Annotated in this window: 17 protein-coding genes; 13 read left to right on the top strand and 4 right to left on the bottom strand. The window is 41.6% G+C overall.

Features of this window, described 5'->3' with window-relative positions:
* Positions 1 to 56: 56 nt before the first annotated feature.
* The 5 genes from H7U17_RS04570 (at position 57) to H7U17_RS04550 (ending at position 4,777) form a co-directional block, all read left to right on the top strand.
* A complete protein-coding gene (locus H7U17_RS04570) occupies positions 57 to 437 on the top strand; it encodes a hypothetical protein (protein WP_186755330.1) in 381 nt (126 codons plus the stop codon).
* Between the two features lie 337 nt (positions 438 to 774).
* Entirely contained in the window at positions 775 to 1,851 is a 1,077-nt protein-coding gene (locus tag H7U17_RS04565; RefSeq protein WP_230981265.1) for a cytochrome-c peroxidase, read from the top strand.
* Between the two features lie 9 nt (positions 1,852 to 1,860).
* The gene (locus tag H7U17_RS04560; RefSeq protein ID WP_186755326.1) at positions 1,861 to 2,607 is read left to right on the top strand and encodes an MbnP family protein; all 747 of its coding nucleotides are present in this window, start codon (positions 1,861 to 1,863) and stop codon (positions 2,605 to 2,607) included.
* An 18-nt stretch (positions 2,608 to 2,625) separates the two neighbouring features.
* Entirely contained in the window at positions 2,626 to 3,684 is a 1,059-nt protein-coding gene (locus tag H7U17_RS04555; protein WP_317172686.1) for a cytochrome-c peroxidase, read from the top strand.
* A gap of 10 nt (positions 3,685 to 3,694) precedes the next feature.
* Positions 3,695 to 4,777 carry a hypothetical protein gene (locus H7U17_RS04550; RefSeq protein WP_186755324.1) on the top strand — a complete coding sequence of 361 codons (1,083 nt, stop codon included), beginning with the start codon at positions 3,695 to 3,697 and terminating at the stop codon, positions 4,775 to 4,777.
* Positions 4,778 to 4,839: 62 nt separating this feature from the next.
* On the opposite strand, the gene H7U17_RS04545 is transcribed toward H7U17_RS04550, so the two are convergent.
* Positions 4,840 to 6,180 carry a hypothetical protein gene (locus H7U17_RS04545; protein WP_230981264.1) on the bottom strand — a complete coding sequence of 447 codons (1,341 nt, stop codon included), beginning with the start codon at positions 6,178 to 6,180 and terminating at the stop codon, positions 4,840 to 4,842.
* Between the two features lie 382 nt (positions 6,181 to 6,562).
* Between H7U17_RS04545 and H7U17_RS04540 the strand changes: the two genes are divergently transcribed.
* Together H7U17_RS04540 and H7U17_RS04535 are read left to right on the top strand one after the other, a co-directional pair.
* A complete protein-coding gene (locus H7U17_RS04540) occupies positions 6,563 to 8,932 on the top strand; it encodes a TonB-dependent receptor (RefSeq protein ID WP_186755322.1) in 2,370 nt (789 codons plus the stop codon).
* Positions 8,933 to 8,935: 3 nt separating this feature from the next.
* Complete coding sequence (locus tag H7U17_RS04535; protein ID WP_186755321.1) at positions 8,936 to 9,415, top strand: thioredoxin family protein; 480 nt, start codon at positions 8,936 to 8,938, stop codon at positions 9,413 to 9,415.
* A gap of 121 nt (positions 9,416 to 9,536) precedes the next feature.
* Here the strand turns inward: H7U17_RS04535 and H7U17_RS04530 are convergent, their stop codons facing one another.
* The 3 genes from H7U17_RS04530 to proC form a co-directional block, all read right to left on the bottom strand.
* Positions 9,537 to 10,736 carry a glutamate-5-semialdehyde dehydrogenase gene (locus H7U17_RS04530; RefSeq protein WP_186755319.1) on the bottom strand — a complete coding sequence of 400 codons (1,200 nt, stop codon included), beginning with the start codon at positions 10,734 to 10,736 and terminating at the stop codon, positions 9,537 to 9,539.
* Between the two features lie 83 nt (positions 10,737 to 10,819).
* On the bottom strand, positions 10,820 to 11,599 hold the full coding sequence (gene proB, locus H7U17_RS04525; protein WP_186755317.1) for a glutamate 5-kinase: 780 nt from the start codon (positions 11,597 to 11,599) through the stop codon (positions 10,820 to 10,822).
* Position 11,600: 1 nt separating this feature from the next.
* The gene (gene proC, locus H7U17_RS04520; RefSeq protein WP_186755315.1) at positions 11,601 to 12,416 is read right to left on the bottom strand and encodes a pyrroline-5-carboxylate reductase; all 816 of its coding nucleotides are present in this window, start codon (positions 12,414 to 12,416) and stop codon (positions 11,601 to 11,603) included.
* Positions 12,417 to 12,973: 557 nt separating this feature from the next.
* On the opposite strand from proC, the gene H7U17_RS04515 reads away from it, so the two are divergent.
* The 6 genes from H7U17_RS04515 (at position 12,974) to H7U17_RS04490 (ending at position 25,746) form a co-directional block, all read left to right on the top strand.
* Positions 12,974 to 15,271, top strand: coding sequence for a patatin-like phospholipase family protein (locus H7U17_RS04515; protein ID WP_230981263.1), 2,298 nt, complete (start codon positions 12,974 to 12,976; stop codon positions 15,269 to 15,271).
* A gap of 280 nt (positions 15,272 to 15,551) precedes the next feature.
* Complete coding sequence (locus tag H7U17_RS04510; RefSeq protein ID WP_186755310.1) at positions 15,552 to 18,635, top strand: LodA/GoxA family CTQ-dependent oxidase; 3,084 nt, start codon at positions 15,552 to 15,554, stop codon at positions 18,633 to 18,635.
* Positions 18,635 to 19,750 carry an NAD(P)/FAD-dependent oxidoreductase gene (locus tag H7U17_RS04505; RefSeq protein WP_186755308.1) on the top strand — a complete coding sequence of 372 codons (1,116 nt, stop codon included), beginning with the start codon at positions 18,635 to 18,637 and terminating at the stop codon, positions 19,748 to 19,750. Before H7U17_RS04510 ends, H7U17_RS04505 begins: the two co-directional genes overlap by 1 nt.
* 160 nt (positions 19,751 to 19,910) lie before the next feature.
* The gene (locus tag H7U17_RS04500) at positions 19,911 to 22,688 is read left to right on the top strand and encodes an alpha-L-rhamnosidase (RefSeq protein WP_186755306.1); all 2,778 of its coding nucleotides are present in this window, start codon (positions 19,911 to 19,913) and stop codon (positions 22,686 to 22,688) included.
* Between the two features lie 134 nt (positions 22,689 to 22,822).
* Positions 22,823 to 23,710 (top strand): tetratricopeptide repeat protein, encoded by an 888-nt coding sequence (locus tag H7U17_RS04495; RefSeq protein WP_186755304.1) that lies wholly within the window; start codon positions 22,823 to 22,825, stop codon positions 23,708 to 23,710.
* A gap of 482 nt (positions 23,711 to 24,192) precedes the next feature.
* Positions 24,193 to 25,746 carry an arylsulfatase gene (locus H7U17_RS04490; RefSeq protein ID WP_186755302.1) on the top strand — a complete coding sequence of 518 codons (1,554 nt, stop codon included), beginning with the start codon at positions 24,193 to 24,195 and terminating at the stop codon, positions 25,744 to 25,746.
* Positions 25,747 to 26,323: the final 577 nt, after the last annotated feature.

Here is a 26,323-nt window from a genome sequence, read left to right as displayed (position 1 = left end):
AAAAAGAATTATAATTCTGATTAGTGTAAGCTGCTTTTATCTATATTTGCGCACAAATGGTAAACACCTTGTTCCATATATGGCTTTCTATGGTCATTGTGCTCAACAGCATGATCTTTTCGGTGATCCAAATGGATTACGCCATTAACAAGGAATATATAACTGAGAATTTCTGTGTCAATAAGGAAAGACCTGAAATGAATTGTGACGGAAAATGCTTTTTGGCTGAAAAGCTTAAAGCCGCACAAGAACAAAAAGAACAGCAACCCGGAGCAATAGATTTTAGCCGTGACTTTGGGATTTACATCATTCATGACAACTTTATCGCTTTCAATAAAGCGCAATTGATTAATTTTAAGGCAAAATCAGCCTATCAGGAAAGTAATGTAAACTTCCTGACCAAAGACATTTTTCATCCCCCAAAAGGTATTGCCTAATATTTCTTAGGTAACAGAATCAATAGTTAAACTATGATATTTTACTCCTTGACTTGTTGAGGCTTTAATATCCTTTTATTGACATAATTTGTTACCTCATTCCTCTAAATATCCGATCACAAGCACTGAGATTGAAGGCTATCCTCTACAATTTTGTAGGAAATATTAAGCCAAACTGGGATCTTTTCAGTCACTCAGTTGCTACAAAACGGTGATCTTATTTAGAGCATTACAATCAATTTATTAACAGGCTTAAGCTTAATGTTTAGGTCAATTGTATCCTATGTATATGCGGTACACTATCCTTCATTTCCTTGGATGGTTATCTGTGTGTGCAATGTTATGGGCCTGTGACGATTCTTCCCCTGAAGAACCTACGCCACAAAACCCTGCACTAACATTACAGCATCCAGAATACTTCCCAAATAATATCCCCATGCCTGCCGATAACCCATTGACAGAAAAAGGTGTGGAGCTTGGGAGAATGTTGTTTTATGATAAACAACTATCAGCAGATGGCACTGTCTCTTGTGCCTCCTGTCACCAACAGTCCAAAGCCTTTACTGATGGGCTACAGTTTAGCGAAGGGGTGAATGGAAAAATGGGAGACAAAAACTCCATGTCACTGGCCAACCTCCACTGGACCTCACGGTTCTTTTGGGATGGCAGGGCCAAGACGCTAGAAGAACAAGCTTTGGAACCCATCTCAGACATTCGTGAAATGAACTTGGAAATCGGTGAAGCTGTCGCTAGACTTCAGGCTGACCAAGACTATCCTGAGCGCTTTAAAACAGCCTTTGAAACGGATCAAATCCGTCCTGAATTTATTGGTAAAGCCATCGCTCAATTTATGAGAACGCTAATTTCAGGCGATTCCAAATTTGATCAATGGATAAAGGGCGAGATAGCGCTTAGTCCCACAGAACAAGCGGGAATGGAACTCTTCTTTACCCATCCTGATCCTTCCCTTCAGATAAGAGGAGGTAACTGTGGCGACTGTCATCTGGGGTTCCTGACCTCTGGTGATCGCAATGGATTTCTTGGATTTCACAATAACGGCCTGGATATGGATGAGCATCTAAATCAAGGACTGGCATCAGTCACAGGAAAGGATACCGATAGAGGAAAATTCAAAGCCCCAACCCTTAGAAATATAGCGCTAACGGCGCCTTATATGCACGATGGGCGCTTTGAAACACTGGAGCAAGTGCTCGATCATTATAATGAGCACATACAGATGAACAGCAATCTAGATATCCTTATCCTTGAGGCCAGCAATGAACCAATCAAGCCAGGAGAAGATATAAAGCTCCATCTTTCTGACAGTGAAAAAGAGGCCATCATCGCCTTTCTCCACACCCTTACAGACGAAAAATTTATTACCAACCCGAAATTCTCGGACCCTTTTAAATAAGACATTAAAATGAAAAAATTAGCCATACTATTATTGTCCATCATCGGATTTACAGCTTGTCAAAACGATGACAAAGACCGAATTCCAGCTGAAACAGAAGTGAATTTTTCATTTACTCATCTCTTTAATGGAGAGGAGATTGAATTGAAAAATCAAACCTACACGCTTCCAGCCGGAGAAAGCTTTATTCCAAGGAAATTCAAATACTATATCTCCAACATCACATTTGAAAACAGCCAGAATGATGCTGCATACAAAATTGAAGATGGGTATTTCCTGATTGACCAAGCTGGCAAAAAGGAGTTTAGTGTAACCCTTCCCACAGCTGAATATGATAAATTGACCTTTTTTATAGGCATAGACAAAGCCAGAAACCTTTCCACCGATCAAGTTGGTGACCTGGATCCGAACAATGACATGGTTTGGAACTGGAATACAGGATACAAATTTTTGGTATTGGAAGGAGTATGGGAATACCAGTCCAGTGACCGTTCAGGTTTAATCGTTCATATCGGCAATAATAACCCTGAAAATGAGCAAAACTTCAAGGCTATCAGCATCAATCTTGAGGCAAAAGGCAAAAACCTAGGAAGCAATGCCAGTATAAACCTGGATTTGGAAGCCGAATTAAGCGAATTGTTTATCAATCCAAATTCCATCAAAATTCATGAACTGGAAAACACCAGCATCATGGGTGGAGATGTAGCCATTCAGATTGCCAATAACTATAAGGAAGGGCTATTCAGTTTAAAATAATTCCATTTCAGACAGAAAGTGAATATCATAAAAAACATAAATCACTTATTGTTCATTGCATTGGTACCATTAAGTTCCTGCCTGGACAATCCATCCCCAAATGAAAGGCAAGGACCTGAGTTCTTTACTCCTGTCCTTGCCTCTTCATTACAGCAAGAAACCTTCCCGCAATTGGAAAGAAACCCAATGAGCAAGGAAGGAATACTTTTGGGAAAAACACTTTTTTATGAGCCGACACTTTCGCAAAACGGTGAAGTATCCTGTGCCACTTGTCATGCTCCAGACCTAGCCTTTTCAGATGGGTTGGCACTTTCAGATCAGGGAGTTTCAGGGAAAAAGCTTCACCGGAATTCTCCTCCCCTATTTAATTTGGCCTGGCATAAGGGGCTATTCTGGGACGGCGGAGCGGCCAACTTAGAATCATTGGTTTTTGGCCCGCTCACCCATCCTGATGAAATGGCCGCAGATCTAAAGGAAATTATTCACTACCTCAATGGCAGTGCCCAATATACGGAAATGTTCGAAGCTGCTTTTGAAACAGATAGCATCACCAGTTCCCTGATCGGTAGAGCCCTAGCCCAGTTTGTGCGTTCATTGATTTCTCAGGACAGCAAATATGATCAATGGAAACGGAAAGAAGCAATATTCGATAGTTCGGAAATCCGGGGTTATCAACTCTATCAAAAGCATTGCAGCAGCTGTCATACAGAAGGGCTTTTTACCGACTTGGAATACCATAATAACGGACTTGACATTAGCTATCCTAATCCGACAGAACTTGAGGGCATTTACCTTGGTCGATACAGGATTTCCTTTGATGAGAAGGACAAAGGAGCATTTAAAACCCCAAGTCTAAGGAATATCGCTTTGACTGCTCCTTATATGCATGATGGACGCTTTGTCGACCTGGAAGAAGTGCTGAACCATTATGAGCATGGCATAAAAGTAAATGAAAGCCTTGCTCCAGAACTGAAAATGGGAATCCAATTAAATGCGGACGAAAGAGCTGATTTGCTTGCCTTTTTGGAAACCCTGACTGATTACAAATTCATTAATAATAAAGCTTACCAAAAGTAAGCACCAAAACATGAAAAAACATACGCTTCTATTACTGTTTATAATAGCTTTGCCTCTTTTTTCAAAGGAAGCCAAAGCTTGTGACAGTTGTAATTTCTTTGAATATAGTTTGCTAAACAACAGAAGTTATATTGGCCTATTTTACAGGCATAGATCCTTTGGAAGCTATGACCAGTATGGTTATACCTCACCGCCTCCCGTTGCCAACAGCTACTTGGCCAATGCTTTTCAAAACGGGGCTACTGCTAAATATAGTCCAAATGCTAAGGTCGTGGGATTTGACCAGCTCAATCAGGATATGATCGTCATGCATGAACCGGAAGGTGCTGGCCTTTATGTCAACAAAACAGACCAAGACTGGGAGACTTACCAAACAGTAGAGTTAAGAGGGAATTTTATGTTCAAAAACAAATGGAATTTCACCTTCTTATTGCCTTACGAATCCAATAAGGTGCACTATGAGAAAATGCTTGAGCTTCCCAATCCCGTTCAGGACACCACTATTTCAGTCCATGGCTGGGGAGACCTTACGCTTGCTGTAGACCGTATCCTTTATGTTTATAATACAAAAGCCCGTCATACTTTCCGTCCTGGTATGGCTATTTCCGCTCCTAGCGGGCAATCAAAAAGAGTAGCCAATAATGGGACTTTGATTGACCCCATTATCCAGCCGGAGACCGGTTCATGGAGTTATATCGCAAGGATCAACTACCAATTATTCTATATCAAAACAGGTCTAAATGCTGGATTTAGCTATAAAAAATCATCCGAGGGAGCCCAAAACTATCAATTTGGGAATAGCCTAAATGCCAACCTGATTGGCTTCCACCAGATTTCTATCATGAAAGACTTTTTATTGGTTCCAAATATCGGTGGCTATTATGAACAAGCGAACAAGGATACTTGGGAAAAGGAACAACAGAACCTTACAGGGGGCAATGTCCTTTTTGCCCAAGTGGGACTGGACGTCAACAGAAAAGACTGGACCTTGAGTTTTCTTTGGCAAAACCCGCTTTATCAAAATTTAAACGGCAACCAGATCCATCATAGCAATAGACTAAACATTGGAATAATCAAAGCCTTTAAACTTTAAACAAAGCGTCCTGAAGAGCGTATGGGCCTTCAGGACATTTTGTTTCTTAAAAACACTGGTTCTTATATAGCTACTTGAAACTGTATCACCATCATTCCTTTTCTATCACTACTAATATATTCACCCGCAGTGTTCATTGTAAAAATTGGGCGACTTTGATAGTTCAAGGAAAGCTTTGCCTTGTTTCCATTAATCAACCAATTCACACCTCCGTCATACATTACCATGGGATCAGAAAACAGGTCAAAATCGGAATACTGACTGGAGATATAAGGCTGCAAAGTACCAGCCCCTCCTAGCAAGTCCCTTTCAAACAAATAAGCAAACTGTCCGTAAAAAGTATTACCTGTCCCAATAGTAGGGAAAGCATTTCCTGCTCCATTATAGCTTCCTTCAGCATTGGTGCCAGTCGCTGGATTCATTGCCCCAATATTCCGGATATAATTCTTCCCATAGTCATTGGAGCTAAAAGAAACATAAGCAGTGATCGCATTTCCCTTAGTTGGATTTAATGGTTTATCATAAAACACATCCACGGCTAATAAGGACAAATTTGTCCTAACCGTATCCACCCCGTTTTCCGCTTCATGCCACATGGCATCTTTTTGGGTCATAAATCCTGCTCCTATATTAAATACGTTTTTCGACCCTAAATAGGAACCAGCATGGTAAGGGCTTGTATTGGATTCTTTATCCAAAAACATGTATTTAAAGTATCCATGAACCTGAGCATAACTAGGCTCTGAAGAAAAAGTGGCATTTTCTCTCAATTCACTACCTTGAACAGTAGAGTTTTGAATAGCCATGGGCTTTGAAACAGCCAATCGATAATCCAATTTTCCGAACTGGCCCTTTGCATAAACACTGAACTTCCTAATAAACTGATCATTGACATCATTGGTAGCCTGCTGGAATAAAGGCGCATCCAAAGTAAGTAATGAACCAATAGAGGGCGAAGAAAATCTGGAAACACCATTCCAGCCAGTCAATCCACTTCCTATGGAAAGCTTTTCATTTACGACTTTGTATTCGCCCAATGCATCATGAAAAAACAACCCCTGTTTCCTTGGTGACTTGTAGGACAGGTTATTTTGTCCAAACTGCGTATAAAAAAACACCCTATCTGTCAATTGTCCAAAAAGCTGAAGCCTGGTCCTCCTTAAGCCTATATCCAGAATATGATCATCTGCCGTTCCAAAAACCTCCGTGCCAGGATTAGCCTGGGTATATCTCAGCCAAGTCTGCACCAAAAAAGTCCCTTTCACATAATGACTACCATCTTGATTCAAGTTAAATCGTAGCTCTTTTTTTCCTTTTACTGCTCCACCATCATTGGAGGATTGGGCATTCGCTGCAAACAAGTTCATACACAGAATTGCCAGCAAAATGTTAAATTTTTTCATTACAAAATGTATAAAATTAACTGACGGACCATTTTTTGGCCTATCTAAAATCAAAATTAATCCTTCAATAATCCCGTACCAATAAAAATAATTTAATCTCCCCTATTCCTCGATGAATGGTATTTTCAACCTACAAAATGCCTCCAATAAAAATCAGCTTAATTGTAGAATATATGGACCATTTATTCTTCTAAGGCCCATTTGAACATCAGACGCTCTTTCTCAGGCCAATTCTCAATCCTTTTACTTAAGACCCTGAACTACTTACCCTAGTTTAAAAATAAACCACAATTTTATTTTAGACTTACCTAATATTTTTTTTCTACTCATTTAATATTTAATTTCGTGTATCAGAATAAATAATTTAGTAAAACAAAATAGCATGACACTGAACTCAGTTAGCCTCACAATTCTTCTTTTCTTATTTTCTCTTCCTGCTTTAGCACAGGAAGGTGGTAAGCTTTCTGGCATTATCAGTGTAGATACTGATGACCCCGTTTATGCTGCCGTTCAGGTAATGGGAACACATCTAGGAGCCATGACCAGTGCCAATGGAGAATTTGAAATCAATAAAATCCCTATAGGGGAAGCTGAAATCAAAGTAAAGTTGGTTGGTTATCAATCTGCACAGAAAAAAGTAATTATTCAGGCTGGAAAAACAACCCACCTAAAAATTGAATTGAAAGAAGACAAGCTTAACCTCAACGAGGTGGTGATCAGTGCCACTCGGTACGAACTGGACAGAAAAGAAGCTCCAGTGGTAGTTAATGTATTGAGTTCAAAGATCTTCAATGCTACCCAATCATTGGCCCTATCTGATGGGCTTAATTACCAACCAGGAGTAAGAGTAGAAACCAACTGTCAAAACTGTGGTTTCACCCAAGTCCGTTTAAATGGCCTTCAAGGAGCATACTCCCAAATCCTTATCAATAGCCGACCTGTATTCAGTGCCTTGAACAGTGTTTATGGCCTAGATCAAATCCCCACTAATATTATAGAACGTGTAGAGGTAGTAAGAGGAGGTGGCTCTGCCCTTTACGGATCTAATGCCATTGCTGGAACCATCAATATCATCACTAAAGAACCTGTAGAAGACACTTGGCAAATCAGCACCAATAGCGCCTTGGTGGGAGGAGAAAGCCCGGACAATATGCTCAACTTCAATGGTTCTTTTACCAGTGAAGACCTCAAAACGGGGGTTACTTTTTATGGGATGTTCCGAAACAGGGACAGCTACGATGCTAACGGAGATGGTTTCACTGAAATAACCTCTTTGGAGAACAACACTTTCGGCTTAAAGTCATTTATTAAGCCCACAGAGCTAAGTAAAATCACCCTGGACTTTAGTGCTATCAAAGAGTATCGAAGAGGAGGAGATCAATTGGACCTGGCACCACACTTTACGGATATCACGGAACAGCTAGACCATAATACCATTATCGGAGGACTAACCTATGAATTGTTTAGCAAGGACAGGAAGAACAAGTTCTCCACCTATATTTCTGGCCAAACCACCCAAAGAGACAGTTATTACGGCGGACTCGGAGGAGGAAGAACAGCAGCAGACAGTGTTATGGCTGCCAACGCCTATGGCAAAACAGAAGACCTGTCTTTGGTTTCAGGAGCACAGTTTTCAAGAAGTTTCAGCGACAATGATGCCTTGATCCTAGGAACAGAATACCAACTAAGCACTGTAGAGGATGTAATTGCCGGTTACCAAAGATTGGTAGACCAAAGTGTACAATCACTTGGATTTTATGGCCAATACGAATGGCGCCCCAGCACTAAACTGACTGTACTCGGAGGAGGTAGGTTTGATCATACCATGGTAGATGGACTATACGGAATTGGTGATATTAATAGAAGTTCTAAAATCAACACAAGCGTATTCAGCCCGCGATTCAATATCCTTTACGATATCCATGAGAACCTCCAGTTTAGAACAGGTTATGCCCGAGGTTTCCGTGCTCCACAAGCTTTCAATGAAGACCTTCATATCTCTTTAGTCGGCGGTGAACCAAGTTTTGTTATTCTTTCTGATGATTTGGAGACCGAACTTTCTGATGCCTATACCCTATCCTTCAACTATAGCAATAACCTGGGAGACACACAGCTCAGCTTCCTCGCCGAAGGGTTTCACACCAACCTTAAAAGACCCTTCACCACGGTAAGCACGGGCTCTAGCCTTCCCAATGGTTCTATCCTCCATGAAGTAAGAAACGGCACCGGAGCTTATGTTCAGGGAAGTAATTTAGAATTAAGCATTTCCCCATCAGCTGACCTACTTTTCCAAGCTGGTGGAACCTTACAACATTCCATCTACAGAGATGGCCAAGTCCTATTTGAGCCTGAGGAAGGCAATGAAAATGAACCAGCCGTAGTCATCAAAAACTTTGTTCGCTCACCGAATATCTATGGCTACCTTGCCTCCAACTGGTCCATCACGGAGCACTTGGCCCTTGACCTGACTGGAACTTATACTGGTTCCATGATTGTCCCTCATGTCATCAGCGATTCTGGATACATGGACTTGGTGGACAGCAACCCCTTTATGGATACCAATATAAAATTTGCTTACCACTTTGATCTGATGAAGGATTTCCACCTTGAATTGAGCACAGGGGTACAAAACCTTTTCAACAGTTATCAAAAGGATTTTGACAGCGGCGCATTGAGGGACTCCAATTATATCTATGGCCCCTCAAGACCAAGAACCTATTTCTTCTCAATAAAAGTCGGAAATTTCCATTGATCAATGCATTATATCAAAGCCCTCATATTGTCCTTAATATTCACTTTCCAGTGGTCCCAAAGCCCTGCCCAAGAAGCATCCATTCAATGGATCAGTTTTGAGCAGTTAGAGGACACTTTGGAGGTAAAACCAAAAAAAGTATTTATTGACTTTTATACAGACTGGTGTTCCTACTGTAAAAAAATGGACCGAAAGGTTTTTACAAAAACGGAGGTCATCAAAAGGATAAACAAGGAATATTATGCTGTAAGGATGGATGCAGAATCACAAGATAGCATACGCTTTGATGGACAGGTATTCATTAACCGTCAAAGCTCAAAGAGGAAAGCAGGCATTCATGACCTTGCTTTATTACTAGGGAGCAGAAAGGGGCAATTTGCTCCCCCCACCATGCTGATATTGAACCCTGAATTTGAATTATTGGACAGGCGATTTGAATACCTTTACAGCGAACAACTATTGGATTGGCTGAATAGATTTTGACATCCAACTTATATAATTGCTTATTTACCAAGACCCATAACCCCTAAAATTCAGTGCATAAAAAAAGTCCTCCGCAAAAACGCGGAGGACTTCTTAATCAGAATATAATGCTCAAAGAATATCAGTCCCTCACTTGACCATTACCAAATACATAGTATTTATTGGTTACCAATTGCTCAAGACCTAGAGGACCTCTGTGATGCAATTTATCGGTACTAATGGCCAATTCAGCACCTACTCCCATTTGACCGCCATCGGTAAATCTTGTGGAAGCGTTATGGTAAACAGCTGCGCTATCTACTTGCTCCATAAACTTGGCTGCCTTCTCTTTGTCAGTAGTGAGGATGGTTGCAGAGTGCCCTCCACTGTATTGGTTGATTTTTTCAATCACCTCATCCACACCATTGGCTTTTCCTATCAAAGCCTTTAGCGCCAAAAACTCTTCATACCAAGCATCTTCTGAAGGAATCTCCTTGGCACCTTCAATATTTGGCAATAAAGCTTCCTCTGCAAGAAGTTCTACTTTATAGTCTGCCAATGACTTTCCTAGGTCCTTAAGCTTGGACTCAAAATCTGGCAGCTTCTCGTCCACCAAAATCTTATCCAAGGCATTACAACCCGAGATTTTATTGGTTTTGGCATTGATGATCACTTTTTTGGCCTGCTCCCAGTCTGCATCTTCAGCGACATAGGCGAAGTTATTCCCCCTACCACTCACCAAAACGGCACATTGGGCATGCTCTTTTACAAAAGCGATCAATCGTTCACCTCCTCGAGGAACAATCAAATCCAGCTTTTCAGATGGATTCCTTAGGAATTCCTGGGTTTGTTCCCTGTTCAAGGTAAACAGTTCAATCCAACTTTTTTCCAATCCATTTTCCTCTAAGGCTTCATGCCAGCATTCCACCAGTGCCTTATTGGAATGAACGGCTTCTTTTCCACCTTTGAGCAAAATTTTACTGTTGGCCTTAAAGGCCAGCACAGCTGCTTCAATGGTCACATCTGGACGGGATTCATAAATGATCATGATGGTCCCGAATGGAGCGGTTTGATTGACTATTTCCAAGCCATTGTCCAATTTCCTTTTGGAAATCACCTTTCCCACAGGATCTTCCTGCTCCATCACTTCTTTGACCGCCTGAATCATACCATCCACTTTGGCATCATTCACTACTAGCCGATCAAAAAGGGCCTGATCATCTCTTTGAAAAGCATCCAGATCCGCCTTATTGGCAGCAATTATTTTTTCGCGGTTTTTGTCGATGATCTCGATCATGGACGCCAACACACTATTCTTTTTTTCTGTGCTTAGTATCTTCATTTTATTATCTTTTCTTAGTTCAAGGATTCTAATTTTAGCATTTCACCTCCAAAGCACTATTCTTTGGAAATGAGCTCAGTATGTTAATCATCGGAAACCTTGGTACCCACTTCTTTACCATCTACGATATCTAATATCATATTATCTTTATTGCCATTGGCAATATAAGTAGGTATGTTTTTTCGGGCAGCTTCTTTCGCCACATTCAGTTTAGACTTCATTCCTCCTCTACCTTCTGCCTCTCCTTTGGTGGACTCCTGGATAAAATGTTCTACTTTTTCATCCGTACCAACATGAGCAATTCTATGGGTATCATCATCATCTGGATGACCATTATAAAGCCCATCAGTGTCTGTTAGCAATATCAACATATCTGCTTCGATAAGTTCCGCTACAAGACTGGCCAATTCATCATTGTCCGTAAACGTGGACATGGATAGGGATACTGCATCATCCTCATTGGCAATAGGTATAATACCTTCAGAGAGTAATCCTTCGTAGCAATTGATCATATTTTCTCTATGCTTACCAGGATCAAAATCCCTCTTCGTAGCCAAAACTTGGGCACATCTCATCCCATAGTCTTGGAAAATATTATAATAATGGCGCATCATTCGTGGTTGTCCCACGGCTGAAAACACCTGTCTTCGGATGATTTTATCGGTGATGTCCACCTTGTTTCCCAAGACTTCCTTTCCTGCGATCACAGAACCTGAAGAAACGAGCACGGACATGATTCCTCTCTCATACAAAGCAGCAATTTGATCCACCAACTTTTTCAACACCGTATTGACAATACGGTTGTCTTTATTGGTCATCACATTGGTACCTACTTTAATTACTATTCTTTTTGGTTCTTCCATCTTAGGCATTTTTATATTCCTTACCTAATTCCACCGCACGGTTAAATGCAGCATAGGCAGCTTCCTTAATTAATTCTTTAACATTATTATCTTCCATTGAATCCAATGCAGCACGGGTAGTTCCGCCTTTGGATGCAACCCTGTCCATCCAAGACTCAGGATCTAGGTCTGATGAAGAAAATAACTCAACAGCACCGGCAAATGTTTGCTCTACCAATACCCTAGAATCGTATTTTGAGAAACCCATTTTCCATGCAGCTTCCAACATGGACTGCATAAAATAGAAAATATAAGCAGGACCACTACCTGAAATACCAGTAGATGCATCTACATCCGCCTCAGAATCCAAGTGTACGGACCTACCAGTCGTATCCAAAAGATTTTCAATTGTAGACAGTTCCAAACGGGAAACTTCATCTGAAGCAGTAAAGGATGTCAAGCCTTTTCCTACTTGAGCAGGTAAATTAGGCATGGCACGCACCACTTTCTTTCTACCAAGGCCCTCTTGAATAGCCTCAATAGACACACCTGCCATTAATGAAATGAAAATCTGACCTTCTGCAGTAAAAGATCTCATATCTTCCATTAAGGAACTGGCATGATAAGGTTTTACAGCAATAAAAATCACATCCGCCAGAGGAACGCAATCTTCAAGCTTTTCAAAAACCGCAAAGTGGCTGCGCTTTTTTAGCTCTTCCGTTTTTTCTTTGGCACTGTCAAGGATCATAAGATCCTTATTTTTTAAAAATTTTGATTTGGCAATAGCCTCGGCATAAGTCAATCCCATATTGCCTCCACCGATTACAAGAACTTTCATGATTTTATTAGAAAGGTTATTTAAATTTTGTACAGGGACTATCCCTGTCAATCTTTACAAGCACCTATGCCACAATCATCGTGCGGGGATGCCCTTATTGATAAAAACTTTATTTTATATTTTTTTTTCTTCCCAAAACAGGCTGTTTGGCACAGTTATTATCGCTAATATAGACTATTTTAACAGTTTATCATCTGTATAAACACTAAATTAGTGTTTTTTACCAGTAAAAAAAATTACTGAAAATTAGTCAGTACTTTTTTGAGCATGAAAAAAAGACACTGTAATAGCAGGACATTTTGTCATATCCGACAGAACCCTGGAAAATTTTTCAAAACTCATGACAAGTTATATTTTATGAAATTATATTTTGTCTTTTCAAACCAATAAACCTAAACACTTAAAATTAAACAAGATTTAATTGTACTAAACACATAATTAATACATTGTTTTATATATTCATAATCCAAAGTTTCTTATTTTGTATTTCCAATCAATATGGATTTATGGCTCGAATAAGAAAATGTTTCATAATCATTTGCTTATCCCTTATCGCCATGATGGGGAATTTGCTTAATGCGCAAACCCAAACCCAAATCCAAAAAGCGCCTCCCAAAATAGGCTTAGTACTTAGTGGTGGTGGTGCAAAAGGCATCGCCCATGTCGGCGTTTTGAAAGCCATGGAAAAGGCTGGAATACGACCAGATTATATCGTAGGCACAAGTATGGGAGCCGTTATAGGTGGACTTTATGCCATTGGCTATAATGCCGATGAGCTCGAAACCATTATCAATACAGTAAACTGGGACTTGATTATCTCTAACAGGGTAAATTTTAACAATATCGCTTTTGAGGAGAAAGAGTATTATAATAGATACTTGCTTGAGTTACCCATAGTCGACAAAAAAATCACGGTCCCAACAGGCTTAATAGAAGGCCAAAAGCTTTCTGAAACCCTACATTATTATACTTGGCCAGCCAATCAATATAAAACATTCGATGAATTCCCCATCCCCTTTAGATGTATTGCCACCGATTTGAGAAACGGAAAAGATCTCGTATTCAAGTCCGGCTACCTGGCCGATGCCATAAGAAGCAGCCTTGCTATCCCAACTGCCTTCACTCCTTTTGACTTGGACAGCACCATAGTAGTGGACGGTGGCGTAGTGAACAATTTCCCTGTTGACGAAGCAAAAAAAATGGGCGCCGAAATCATCATTGGTGTCAATGTCGGGGATGAAGGCTTTCTCTCACCAGAAAAACTCGGTTCATTTTCCAGCATACTGATGCAAATCGCCATGTCCACTTCCAATAGCAAGCTACAGCAAAACATCAATGATTGCGATATCTATATCAAGCCTGACCTGAAAGGAAATAGTACCTCCAGCTTTTCAAATTACAAGGAGATATTGCAATTGGGAAAGATAAGCGGCGAAGCCAATTTCCAAAAACTAAAACAGTTAGCTGATAGCCTAAACATAAAAGATATCAACCATGGGATTAGCCTAAAAGTAAAGCCCATTATCATCACTGATATCCAAATTGAAGACAATAGACTCTTTTCCGACCAATTGATCATTTCCAAACTCGATATAGCCCCTAATGACACTGTCAGCAGGCCTGAACTAAGGGAAGGGATCCAAAGAATCTTTGGCATGAATGGCTTCAAAAAGGTAGACTATCGCTTGGTCCCTGAAAACAATGATCATTTCAAACTATTGATCAAAACCAAAGAAAAGACCGAAGCGGTTATCTCAAGTGCTTTCCATTATGACAACCTGTTTTCTGCAGGATTCCTGCTCAACCTTACTGTAAGGGATTTATTCGGAAGACAAACAAGAACAGTAGGAATAGCGGACATTTCAGAAAACCCAAAGTTCCGCATTGACCATTACAAATACCTGGGGAACAAAAAAAGATACGCCCTCAATCTTCGCTATGATTACCTGTCACAACAGATCCCTGAATATGAAAATGGAAAAAGTACCGACATCAATATCAATAGAAACACGAATGTCCATGCCAATATTCTTTCTACCCACTCTTTAAAGAGCAGCATTGCCTTTGGTGCATTTTATGAAAAGATCCGCTCAAGGTCCAAATTCGACATATCCATTCCCTCTGAAGTAAAATCCGGTAGTTTCTCCTCTTACGGCATCCGTTTTATTTACAATAAAAACTCACTTAATAACAGAAACTTCCCTACCAAAGGACTAGAAACAATCCTAGAAACAAAATTCAACCTATACAACCATTATAAAATCAAACTGGATAATGGAATCGACACCCTAACCCTTGATTTAGATGGGGAACCCATAAAAATCCCTAAAGAACTATTAGACCAAGTAATCGATGACATCACACCTTCCAGCTACTTAAGCTTATACTTTAGCCATATCAGGTATTCTGCCCTGCACCCAAAATTTCAGCTTATCAGCAATATTGCCACAGGAATAACCATATCCGATGAATCAAGACAAAAATCATTCAACGAATTCCAAGTTGGAGGATTCCAGAAAGTAGAATTCAATGATACCCGTGCATGGGGATATAATTATGCAGAAGTGGATAGTCCCAACTTTTTCACCTTGGGAGTTTCTCCCCAATATACCCCTGTAAAAAACCTTTATATCAGAACTGGTTTATCCATCATCGGTTTGCATCAACACATTCCCATAAATGAAATGAAAATTGACAGTATCTTCCATGAAGAATTCCTTTTTGGCTATGGCATAGACGCTTCCTTAAATTCATTTTTAGGACCTATTACTGTGGGGATAAGCAGTAATACCAATGACGATAAACTACGCGCCTATTTTTCCTTAGGCTATTCCTTCAATTATTCGGATAGATAAACACCCCATAGAACCATATTTAATTTGCCAATAGAAAAGCATTAACCTATATTTACTTGATAACAAACCATAATACTGTTTAAATTATGGGTCAAAGTATTACAGAAAGGCAGTAGGTGCTCTTTTATTTTTGAACATCAAGGATATCCTACCATTCTTTTCTCTTTAAAGCGCGCTATTTATTTACAAAGCAAATTTCAGTCATTCCCTACATAATCAGCAGAGAAACAGACTGGATTTCTTAGGCATTTTTCTTTTATCACCAAACATTTACCAAGCAATGAAAAGCATCTTTAATGAAAGCAAAAAGTTCAATCACACTTGTTCTTGTGATGATCCCATCGACTGTTTAAGACATATGTTTTGCACCATGACTCAGGAAAGAAGAGTGGTAGAAGAGGGCCAATGCCCAGCAAGAAGACCCGTATTTTTAAGAACCCATGGCATCATAAAAGGGAGCATCAAAATTCTGGAGGGCATACCTGATACTTTTAAAAAAGGCATCTTTTCAGAAAGCAAGGAACATCCTGTTTACGCGAGGTATTCTTCTGATCTGGCAGATGGAAGGCCTGACTGGATGAGTACCATAGGGCTAGGATTAAAATTATTCGATATACCAGGAAAAAAACTTATCGAGGACGATGGCGCCAACACTGCTGATCTTATCTTCCAAAATGTACCCTATTTCTTTGTTGACACTGCCAGGGATATGTGTGGCTTCACCAAAGCTTCCTTTGAAGGCTGGGGAGATGAATGGATCCAAGAAAATTCTCCCAAAACGACCCAACTGTTAAACGACCTGGCTAAGCCCATCCGTTCGGTTTTTGACACCTCTCTATGGAGTGTAGTTCCCTTCAAATTGGGCAAAGAAGGATTTTGCAAATATATTGTCCGGCCTGGCAGTTCTACTTTTTTTGAAGAACCTGACACGGATGATCCAAATTTTCTAGGCAAAGACCTCCATGGCAGGATGTCTCTTGGACAAGCCAGCTTGGACCTATATATACAAAAAAGACCAGCACCCAGTGAGGAGATGAGCAGCAGCTATATAGATGAACATTTTCCACTGGACAAAGCCACTGTAGTTTGGGATGAAAAAATCGCCATCCCCCAGAAAGTAGCTACCATTAGCTTCCCAAAACAGGATATTTCTCAGTCTGAGCAAGAAATCTATGGAGACTGGCTCTCTTTCAATGTCGGTCGGGTGCCTCTTGAAAATGCTCCTGTGGGCAGCGTTGCAGAAGCGAGGATGAGCGTTTACCAAACCAGTGCAAACTACAGAAGGGAAAAGAATGAACAAAGTCTAAAAGAGCCATCAAGCCCAGGAAAGCCGAAAATCAAAAATCCGGTATGTCCCTTTCCAGGCCATAAGGCGCCGGACAAACCCAAAGCACTTAGCCAAACCCAAATCGAACAAATAACCCATGTAAGGATTCATCCCGGAATCGGGGTGGCCCGTGTGGGCAACAGCACCTCCGACTATTATATAGGCCCAGAAATGACCAATCCTGCGCCAACAAAGTTTGGAAGCACCCGGGATAAAAGCGGCGCGATCAAAAGACAAGCCGCCAGATTCCGGGTCTACGGCTATGACAAGAATGGAAATATAGTGGCTGAAATCCAGCAATCAGAAAATACCAGCATTGAATGGCAAGTACATGTGGCCAATAAAAAAGCTGCTTGGTATGAATTCAATGCCGCCATGGATATTCCTGCCACGGTACAACTGACCGTCCCGTTAAGAAACCCGGATGTAACAGGTGGTGGAAGAGATGCTTTGATCATTGACCCAGGAGAGAAAAAAATCATGGGTATCAATATGAAGGATTCCAGCTATATCATGACAGGCAATTTCCAAGGGACCCCTGTCAGCCTAGGAGAGTTACGCACGGATGAAATGGGCCGTCTTTTATTCTTGGCTGGCCATGGGAAATCAGCAAGTCCTTCCAACAAACCCGTTTTCAATCCTGCCAAACCCAACAGTTTCAATAATGCTGCCGGATGGTATGATGATATTTCTGATGGTCCTGTAAATGCTAAAGTCAACATTGGAGGCAAGGATTTCGAAGCTGACCCGGCCTGGGTGATTGCCGGACCGCCCAACTTTGCCCCAGACTTGGTAGGCTGGCGTACCATGAATGACCTGATGCAAAATGTCTACCTTCAATCAGGTATGCTGAAGATGCCGGAAAGAATTTCCTTTCAGCATCAGGTAAGACCTATTCTAGAAAGATTGAATAAACTACAGTGGGTAAACAAAGGATTCCTGGCCATGTTTGGTGCTGGATCCCCTATGGATTTCTCAGATCAGGCTTTATTAAAAAAATTGGCCAAAGCCCCAGAAAGCCAACTGTATCCTGATCCCTATATGGAATTGAGAAGAACTATCTATAATAGTTTCAGGGCTACTGATTCCAGGACTGTTGAAGAGGGTGCATGGCCTTGGGTTTATGGAGATGCCTTTGGATATACCGATCCGGATCCTTCAAAAGCCCCCTCCCCCAACAAATACCTTAAGCTCCCAGAGATGTATGATTATATTCTCAGCAAATGGGTAGAGGGTAATTTTGTCGATGATTTTGAGGAAAAGCCCAATCATTATTACCATTTAGAGGAAATTGACCTGCAAAAACAACCTGACATGCTGGACCAAGCGGCCATGCATTTTTGCCTTGCAGATGCTTTTCATCCAGGGGCAGAGCTGACCTGGCCCATGCGAAATTCCTCTATGTACAGGGCTCCTTACCGCATCCGAATAAGGGCAGCTGGAAAAGATGAGCCAAGCTATGGCAGTATGTTGACCAACAGCAATGTATTGTCCATGAGCGGCCCCTTATACGAACAGGGCCCTGGAGACCTTACCAGGTGGATGGCCCTGCCTTGGCAAGGAGACACCGCCTTCTGCAGATCGGGCTATGATATGGAGTACGATCCCTACTTGCCAACATTTTGGCCTGCGAGGGTTCCCAACCAGGTCTTGACCCAATTGGATTATAACACACTGTGTGATAGTTCCAAGCCGATGGAAGAAAGAATAGCTGCCTTCCATAATCGACCAAGCTGGCTGAGGCAATTGCCTGCCCAGGATCCTGCGCCGGAACAAATGATGTATATGATACAGCATTTTGGTGAGATGGGCATTATCGAAGCCAAAGAAAAGCCTCAGGATATCGATTGGCTTCCTGACCATATTTATGTGGAAAACCTCAGTGAGACCAAAGAAAAAGAACTCAAAGAAGCCCTTAAGGTATTCAAGAAAAACTACAGCGAACTCGGACCTGAAAACAGAGCTATCGCTGAAGCAGGTTGGTTCAGTGAAGAGCAGCGAAATGAGTTTTTGACCATAAAAAGACGGGGCAATTAATGGATAAACACAATTTTGATGTAGCCATAGTAGGTGCCGGTACAGCCGGCACTGCTGCGGCTATTAAATTAAGACAAAACAATTTGAAGGTCTGCCTGATGGATGTCAGGGATTTTTCCAAAAGACGAATCGGAGAATCCCTCCCAGGAGCTGCTTTAAGGTTATTGAACAGCTTGGGCATTTCCGGTCTGGATGAGCTGATGGATGACGAAAGCTTCCAAGCTTGTATGGGGAATATTTCTTCTTGGGGATCAGAACACTGGCAATATTCTGATGCCATGAGGAACCCTGAAGGAGGAGGCTGGCATATTTTAAGAAATGAATTCGATCTATCCTTACTGAAAAAGGCACAAACCATGGGGGCAGTATTCTTACCAACAAAACTCGGCAAAATCGAATCCCTAAAAACAGGCCATAGATTATTCATTAAAAGTCCACTAACAGGGCAAGCCGAACAGATAAAAGCTCATTGGCTTATCGATGCAACGGGTAGATCACGTTCACTCGCCAAACATTTTGGTGTTAAACAACTACAAAGCCATTCGCAATTTGCCGCCATTGCATGGATCAAAACACCAGAATCGGACCAGGACCAGCAAACAAAAATCAAAACAGTTCCCAATGGCTGGTGGTATACAGCACTTTTACCAGATCGAACAAGGGTAATCGTCTTCCATGGATTGCCCAAGGACATAGCTTTTAAAGTGAAAAACCCCAATCAGTTCTTTTTATCTTTCAATGCTGCCCAGTTAATTCCCTATGAAACTGATACTGATTTATTATTGGAAAAAATCATTGCCAGAGATGCCAGTGCATCCAGGCTTGAGCAGCCAATTGGAAAAAATTGGTTATCTATAGGAGATGCCTGTCTTGCCTTTGACCCAATATCCTCACAAGGCATGTTCTTCGCCATGTACTCTGGAATCATTGGGGCTGAGACCATAAAAAATGCAATGGAGCAAAATGGGCATGGACAAAATCAATATTCAGAAAAAATTAAAAAGGTGTACAGGCATAACCAATCCCAAAGACAATATTTTTATCAAATGGAAAACAGATTTCTAAACAAGCCCTATTGGCAACAATACCATTCCTCCTTGCCCACCACTGCTTAGGTCCTTATTAAACCATGTTCCCCGATAGTACAGGATAGTAATATAAGCTACAGCTTATATTTTCCAGTATGATAAAAATATCCGACCAACAGTTGCTCATAACTGATCAACTGTTATTTCAGTTCTTTTTGACAATAGTTAACCTAAATAACCAATAAGTATGAACACCGTTTTTCTCAGACATATTTTTTGTATATGTCTATTTTTCTTTTCTCTCCAAGTTTTTTCCCAACAGATAAAAATCGAAAAATTACTTGTAGAAAATAGGGAAAACCCCTTGGGCATAGCTACCTCCCAGCCGAAGTTTACTTGGATAATCTCCAGCTCCTCCAGGGACATTGTACAAACCCACTATGAAATTGAGGTAAGCACCTCCCCAAAAAAATTCAACAGCAATACCATTTGGAAAAGTGGCAGGATCAGCGCTGACCAATCTGTAAAAGTCCCTTATAAAGGGCCAAAGCTTGCTTCCTCCAAGACCTATTATTATCGGGTAAAAGTAGGCACCAATAAAGGCAATTCTGCCTGGTCAAAAGTCCATACTTGGCAAATGGGCCTTTTGGAGGAATCTGATTGGAAAGCGGAATGGATTACTCCTGGATATAAAGAACCTGAAGACTCAAAGCCAAGTCCCATTTTCAGAAAAGAAATCAAAATAGATAAAAAAGTGGTTTCCGCCACCGCCTATATCACAGCCCATGGAATTTACGAAGCCCATATCAATGGCCAGCGTATTGGTGATGCCTATTTCACCCCTGGCTGGACCAGCTATAATAAAAGACTGCAGTACCAAACCTATGACATTACCGAGCAGCTTAAACCTGGCACCAATGCTATCGGCGCCATATTAGGTTCAGGTTGGTACAGAGGTACCTTGGCATGGGGTGACAATAAAAATATTTACGGCAGTGATATTGCCCTATTGATGCAGATAGAGCTCCACTATGCAGATGGTAGTAGCCAGACTTTCGGGACCGATGACAGCTGGAAATCCAATACCGGCGCCATCAAAAGCAGCAGTATTTATGATGGTGAGACCATTGACGCCAGAGAAGCCCAGAAAAATTGGAACACCACCGGCTTCGATGATAGCCAATGGCCCAATGCTAAAACTGCCAACTTTGGCTATGCCAACCTTATTGCCACCTATAATGAGCCCATCAGAAAGCAAGAGACCTTTCAAGCTGTAAAGCTCATCACCACGCCAAAAGGAGAAAAAGTACTGGATTTTGGCCAAAACCTAGTAGGCTTTGTAGAAGTGGATATAGAAGGACAAAAAGGAGAAAAGATCACCTTGCAACATGCGGAGGTATTGGATAAGGAAGGTAATTTTTATACAACCAATCTTAGGGGGGCAGATCAGAAGAACACCTATATTCTCAGTGGAAAGGGCAAGGAACATTTTGAGCCCCACTTTACCTGGCAAGGCTTCCGCTATGTGAAAATCACAGGCATAGAGGGAGAAATCAATACGGACAATTTCAAGGCAGTAGCCCTTTATTCCGACATGGCCAAAACGGGATCATTTGAGACCTCCAATGATAAGCTCAACAAGCTGCAACATAATATTCAGTGGGGACAAAAAGGCAATTTCTTGGATGTACCCACCGATTGCCCGCAGCGGGATGAAAGACTGGGCTGGACTGGAGATGCACAGGTATTCTTTAGAACCGCAGCCTATAATATGCAGGTGGACAATTTCTTCAGCAAATGGATGCAGGACTTAGCTGCCGACCAGCGCCCAGATGGCGCCGTGCCCCATGTCATCCCCAATGTACTGGGAGATGCAGCTGTAGGTTCCGCTGGTTGGGCGGATGTCTCCACCATTATTCCATGGGAAATGTATTTGCTATATGGCAATAAAGCCGTGTTGGAAAAGCAATACCCAAGTATGAAATCCTGGGTAGCATATATTCAAAACAACAGTAAAAACATGCTTTGGAATACCGGTTCCCACTTTGGTGACTGGCTATTTTATAGACCAGATGATGACAATGATGGCAGATCCGCATTAACCGACAAGCACCTGATTGCCCAGTGTTTCTTTGCCCATTCCACCCAATTGCTGATCAATACTGCCGAGGTATTGGGCAAGCAGGAAGATGTGCAAAAATATTCCCAACAATTGGAGCAAATCAAAGCGGCCTTTCTGAAGGAATTTGTCACACCTAATGGCCGAATGGTTTCCAGCTCCCAAACCGCCTATGTGCTGGCCCTCCAATTTGACATGCTCCCGGAAGCCCTTAGACCACAGGCTGCAGAAAGATTGGCCAACAATATCAAAAGCTATAATTACCACCTGACCACTGGCTTCTTGGGCACCCCATACTTGTGCCATGTGCTGAGCAGGTTTGGTTACCATGACCTTGCCTTTACCCTATTGATGCAACCCAGCTATCCTTCCTGGCTTTATCCCGTATCTCAAGGGGCCACCACCATTTGGGAGCGTTGGGATGGACAAAAGCCCGACGGCAGCTTCCAGACCCCGGGCATGAATTCTTTTAACCATTATGCCTATGGCGCCATTGGGGATTGGATGTACAGGACTTTGGCAGGCATTAACTCCAGTGAAAAACCTGGTGAAACCGGATATAAAACCATTATCATTAAACCTCATTGGGACAACAATATCCTTTCAGAAAAAGTAAGGGATAAAGTCCAACAACCAGTCGATGAAGTAAAGGCTGAACTTGAAACCTATTACGGTACCATTGGCAGTAACTGGAAGAAAGAAGGGAAACAGATTTCCGTGGACTTGAATATTCCTGCCAATACTACCGCCAAGGTCTATTTCCCTGTCGATTCCCCAGCAGACATAAGCGAAGGAGGAACCGCCTTGGAAAAGATAAAATCCATCCATAGCATCAAAAAAGAAAATGACCAAGTGGTCCTGGAAATAGGCTCGGGAGCTTACCAGTTTTCCCTTCAAAAAAAATAATTAGCAGCTTCATCTTCAAAGCTTTGGCAAGCTCAAATTCTTGAACTATATTCGCCGGCCAATTGAGCTGATCAGACCCTGTTTTGATCAGCTCAATTTATTATTAATCAGCGATATAGAATATTGCCAACGCTATGAGAGTACCCCTATTGATTAAAGAAAACACCTGTTTAAGGTCCTTGTCATTGACCTTCTTCCTGTTGCTGTCATTGCAGCTAAATGCCTTGGCACAAAAAAGTGACAGTACCGACAAGCTTGAAGAGCCCCTTTTCAAGCCTTTTATTGAGCGCTATATCCTAGACGAACTCAAAACGCTTAGAGAAAACCAGGCTGATCTTAAAAAGCAAACCATAGAAAAAATTACTGCTGCCGAGCTGAACAGTGCTGACCGTGCCATGAAATACACCACGGACACCACCAATAATATATTCTATATCATCACCATTGCAGCCTCTATTTTGGTGGTCATCGGTTGGCGTTCCCTGAGTGATATCAAAAGAAGGGTGGAACAAATCACAGAAGACAAGATCAATAAGGCTACTACCGACTATGAAAAGCGATTGACCGAATTAGAAATAGACCTGAAAAAGCGGACTAATGAACTGATGAAAACCCAGGAAAAACTGGCCGTCACCAACCAAATCCAAAGTATCTGGAGAAGGGTGTCCATAGAGGACAAAATAGAAGAAAAGATCCACCTTTACGATCAAATATTGGAATTGGTACCCAATAATGTGGAAGCCTTGACCTATAAGGCAGATGGACTCCTGGACATTGGAGAAATCAGATGGGCCAATTCCCTCTCCAATCAGGCCATAGAAATTGATCCGGAATACTATCTAGCCTACTGGCAGCGTGCCTGCTCCAATGCCAAACTGGGCAATAAAAGCGAGGCACTGAAGGACCTGGAAATGTCCATCGAACTATCTGACCTGACCAAGACAGAACTGATCAACGAACCTATGTTTGATGAGATCAAGGAGAGCAGTAAGTTCAATAAGATTTTGAGTAAGTTGAAGTAATCAGCTTATCGAGAAGTTTACTTGCTTAAGCCATAACAATTTACCTATTGTACTTTTCATTCGATGAAAAGAAACCAAGCCGCCTCCCAAGAGAAAATAGTCCATGTCCCTATGACCATCGGGGCATGGACTGCGGACTCTACACAAGGACTCCCCCCCTTCTATGAACTGTTTAATTCTAAAAAATAGGAGGACAATATAGCATAGCGTCTTCGCCTAATTTTCTTAATTAGAAAAATCAGGACACTTATTTTTCGATTACTTTCTATTAAACACAGTATTTAGCCATATTTACAAGCAATTACGAAAACAATTACTTATATTTCCTTTTCTTTTAGAAATTCAATAATTTTCCTACCATTCAAAAACAAGTGATACTTATTATTGAATACTTGGGTGTTTTGGTAAAAAATTAAAGAATTTTCCTAATAGAAAATTGAAAACGTACTAGAAGTAGTAAAATACCATAATTGCTAAAATCAATGAAACATTCCTATTTAATTGCTTTGCTAAGCCTTGCAGTCACTGGGCTCTTCAGCAATTGCCAGTCCTCCACTTCGAACGAGGAAGCGAAAAATGAAAAACCCAATATCATCTATATCCTTGCCGATGATCTGGGCTATGCCGAATTGGGAAGTTATGAGCAGGAACTCATAGAAACACCTAACTTGGACGCCTTGGCAGCCAATGGCATGCGCTTCACAGATCATTATTCCGGCGCTCCAGTTTGTGCCCCTTCTAGGTTTGTATTATTGACCGGCAAGCATTTGGGACACGCCTATATTCGAGGAAATGACGAATGGACCTCCAGAGGAGATGTCTGGAACTATGAAAAAGCCATCAATGATCCTAATTTAGAAGGCCAAAGACCATTTCCAAAAGAAGAAACCACCATTGGAGAAGTCCTGCAAGGTGCTGGATATACCACCGGCATTGTGGGTAAATGGGGATTGGGTGCCCCCATGACCGAAGGAATTCCCAATAACAGGGGATTTGATTTCTTTTATGGCTATAATTGCCAAAGACAGGCCCATAATCTCTACCCTAAACACCTTTGGAAAAACAAGGAAAAAGTCTGGTTGGACAATGAAATCGTCGCCCCAGGCACCAAATTAGCAGAAGGAGCCGATCCTTATGAATTGGCCAGCTATGATAAATTTTTCCAACAGGACTATGCCCCTGAACTGATGCAGCAGGAAGTTCTTGCCTTTATTGAAGACAATAAGGATAAGCCATTTTTTATGTACTATGCTACGCCACTCACCCACGCTCCCTTGCAGGTGCCGCAGGAATATGTGGACAAGTATGTAGAGAAATTTGGGGATGAGGAGCCTTATTTGGGCAATAGAGGGTACTTCCCTACAAGATATCCAAAGGCTACCTATGCGGCCATGGTGACCTACCTGGATGCACAAGTGGGAGAAATCGTGGCCAAGCTCAAGGAAACCGGACAATATGAAAACACCTTGATCATCTTTACTTCCGATAACGGCCCTACCTATAATGGGGGCACCAACTCACCATTCTTCGACAGCGCAAAACCTTTCAAAAGTGAGTATGGCTGGGGCAAGGGCTTTGTGCATGAGGGCGGTATCCGCGTACCGATGATTGCCTCTTGGGAAGGAAAAATCAAAGCAGGAAGCACCACTGACCTGGTTTCTGCCTTCTGGGATGTAATGCCAACCCTAGCAGAGGTAGCTGGAACCGAGGCTCCAGAAAACATCGATGGCATCAGCTTCTTACCGGAGTTATTGGGTGAGTCTGACCAAAAAGAACATGAATTCCTTTACTGGGAATTCCCTTCTTACCAAGGCCAACAAGCTGTAAGAATGGGCAAATGGAAAGGGATCCGAAAGGATATTTTCAAGGGCAATATGGACATTGAGCTTTATGACCTGGAAAAGGATCCCCAAGAGCAAAATGATATCGCCAAGGAATTCCCGGAAATCACTTCCAAGATTGCCACCATCATGAAGGAGGAACATACTCCTGCAGCAACCGAAAAATTTCAGTTCAAGGAATTGGGTGATTTATAAAGGATAGGGTAAAATATTTTACCACGGATAAACACGGATAAAACCGAAATTGGGAGTCAGGAGACTCCCTTTTTTATCGTCCCAAGTCACCGCTGCGCTAAAGACTTGGAACAGCGAGAAGTATTTAAACCACAGATATTCCCTACCTCATATCCAGCAACACTAGGATTAACACAGATAAAAGTTGAAGAATTACTGGATTTATTAAAGCTGCCTTAGTTGGCTAACGGTATATTGACTTAAGATCGATTTGCTACTTACCCCAAAGGGGTAAAACACACGTAGACCTGATATTTCATAAAATCTAGGCGACCCCAAAGGGGTCGAACAATGGCCTCAAATGGCACCTGAATTATGGAGCCTCATGGAGAAGTGATAAGTAGAGAGATGACCGAAATAGGGAGTCAGGAGACTCCCAGTATTAATCGTTCCAAGTCACCGCTACGCTAAAGACTTGGAACAGCGGAGAGATAATCTCTTTCTACATCATTACAGGAAGAGATCCTTCCTATCTTCAGGATGACAGCTTTTAAGCCCACCCTTTCATCGAAACACCTTCTTCCTCAGCGCTCTCTGT

Source organism: Echinicola salinicaeni, assembly GCF_014280965.1.
Classification (GTDB): domain Bacteria; phylum Bacteroidota; class Bacteroidia; order Cytophagales; family Cyclobacteriaceae; genus Echinicola; species Echinicola salinicaeni.
The sequence above is the reverse complement of the archived record's forward strand: the minus strand, read 5'-3'. Positions and strand labels throughout refer to the sequence as shown.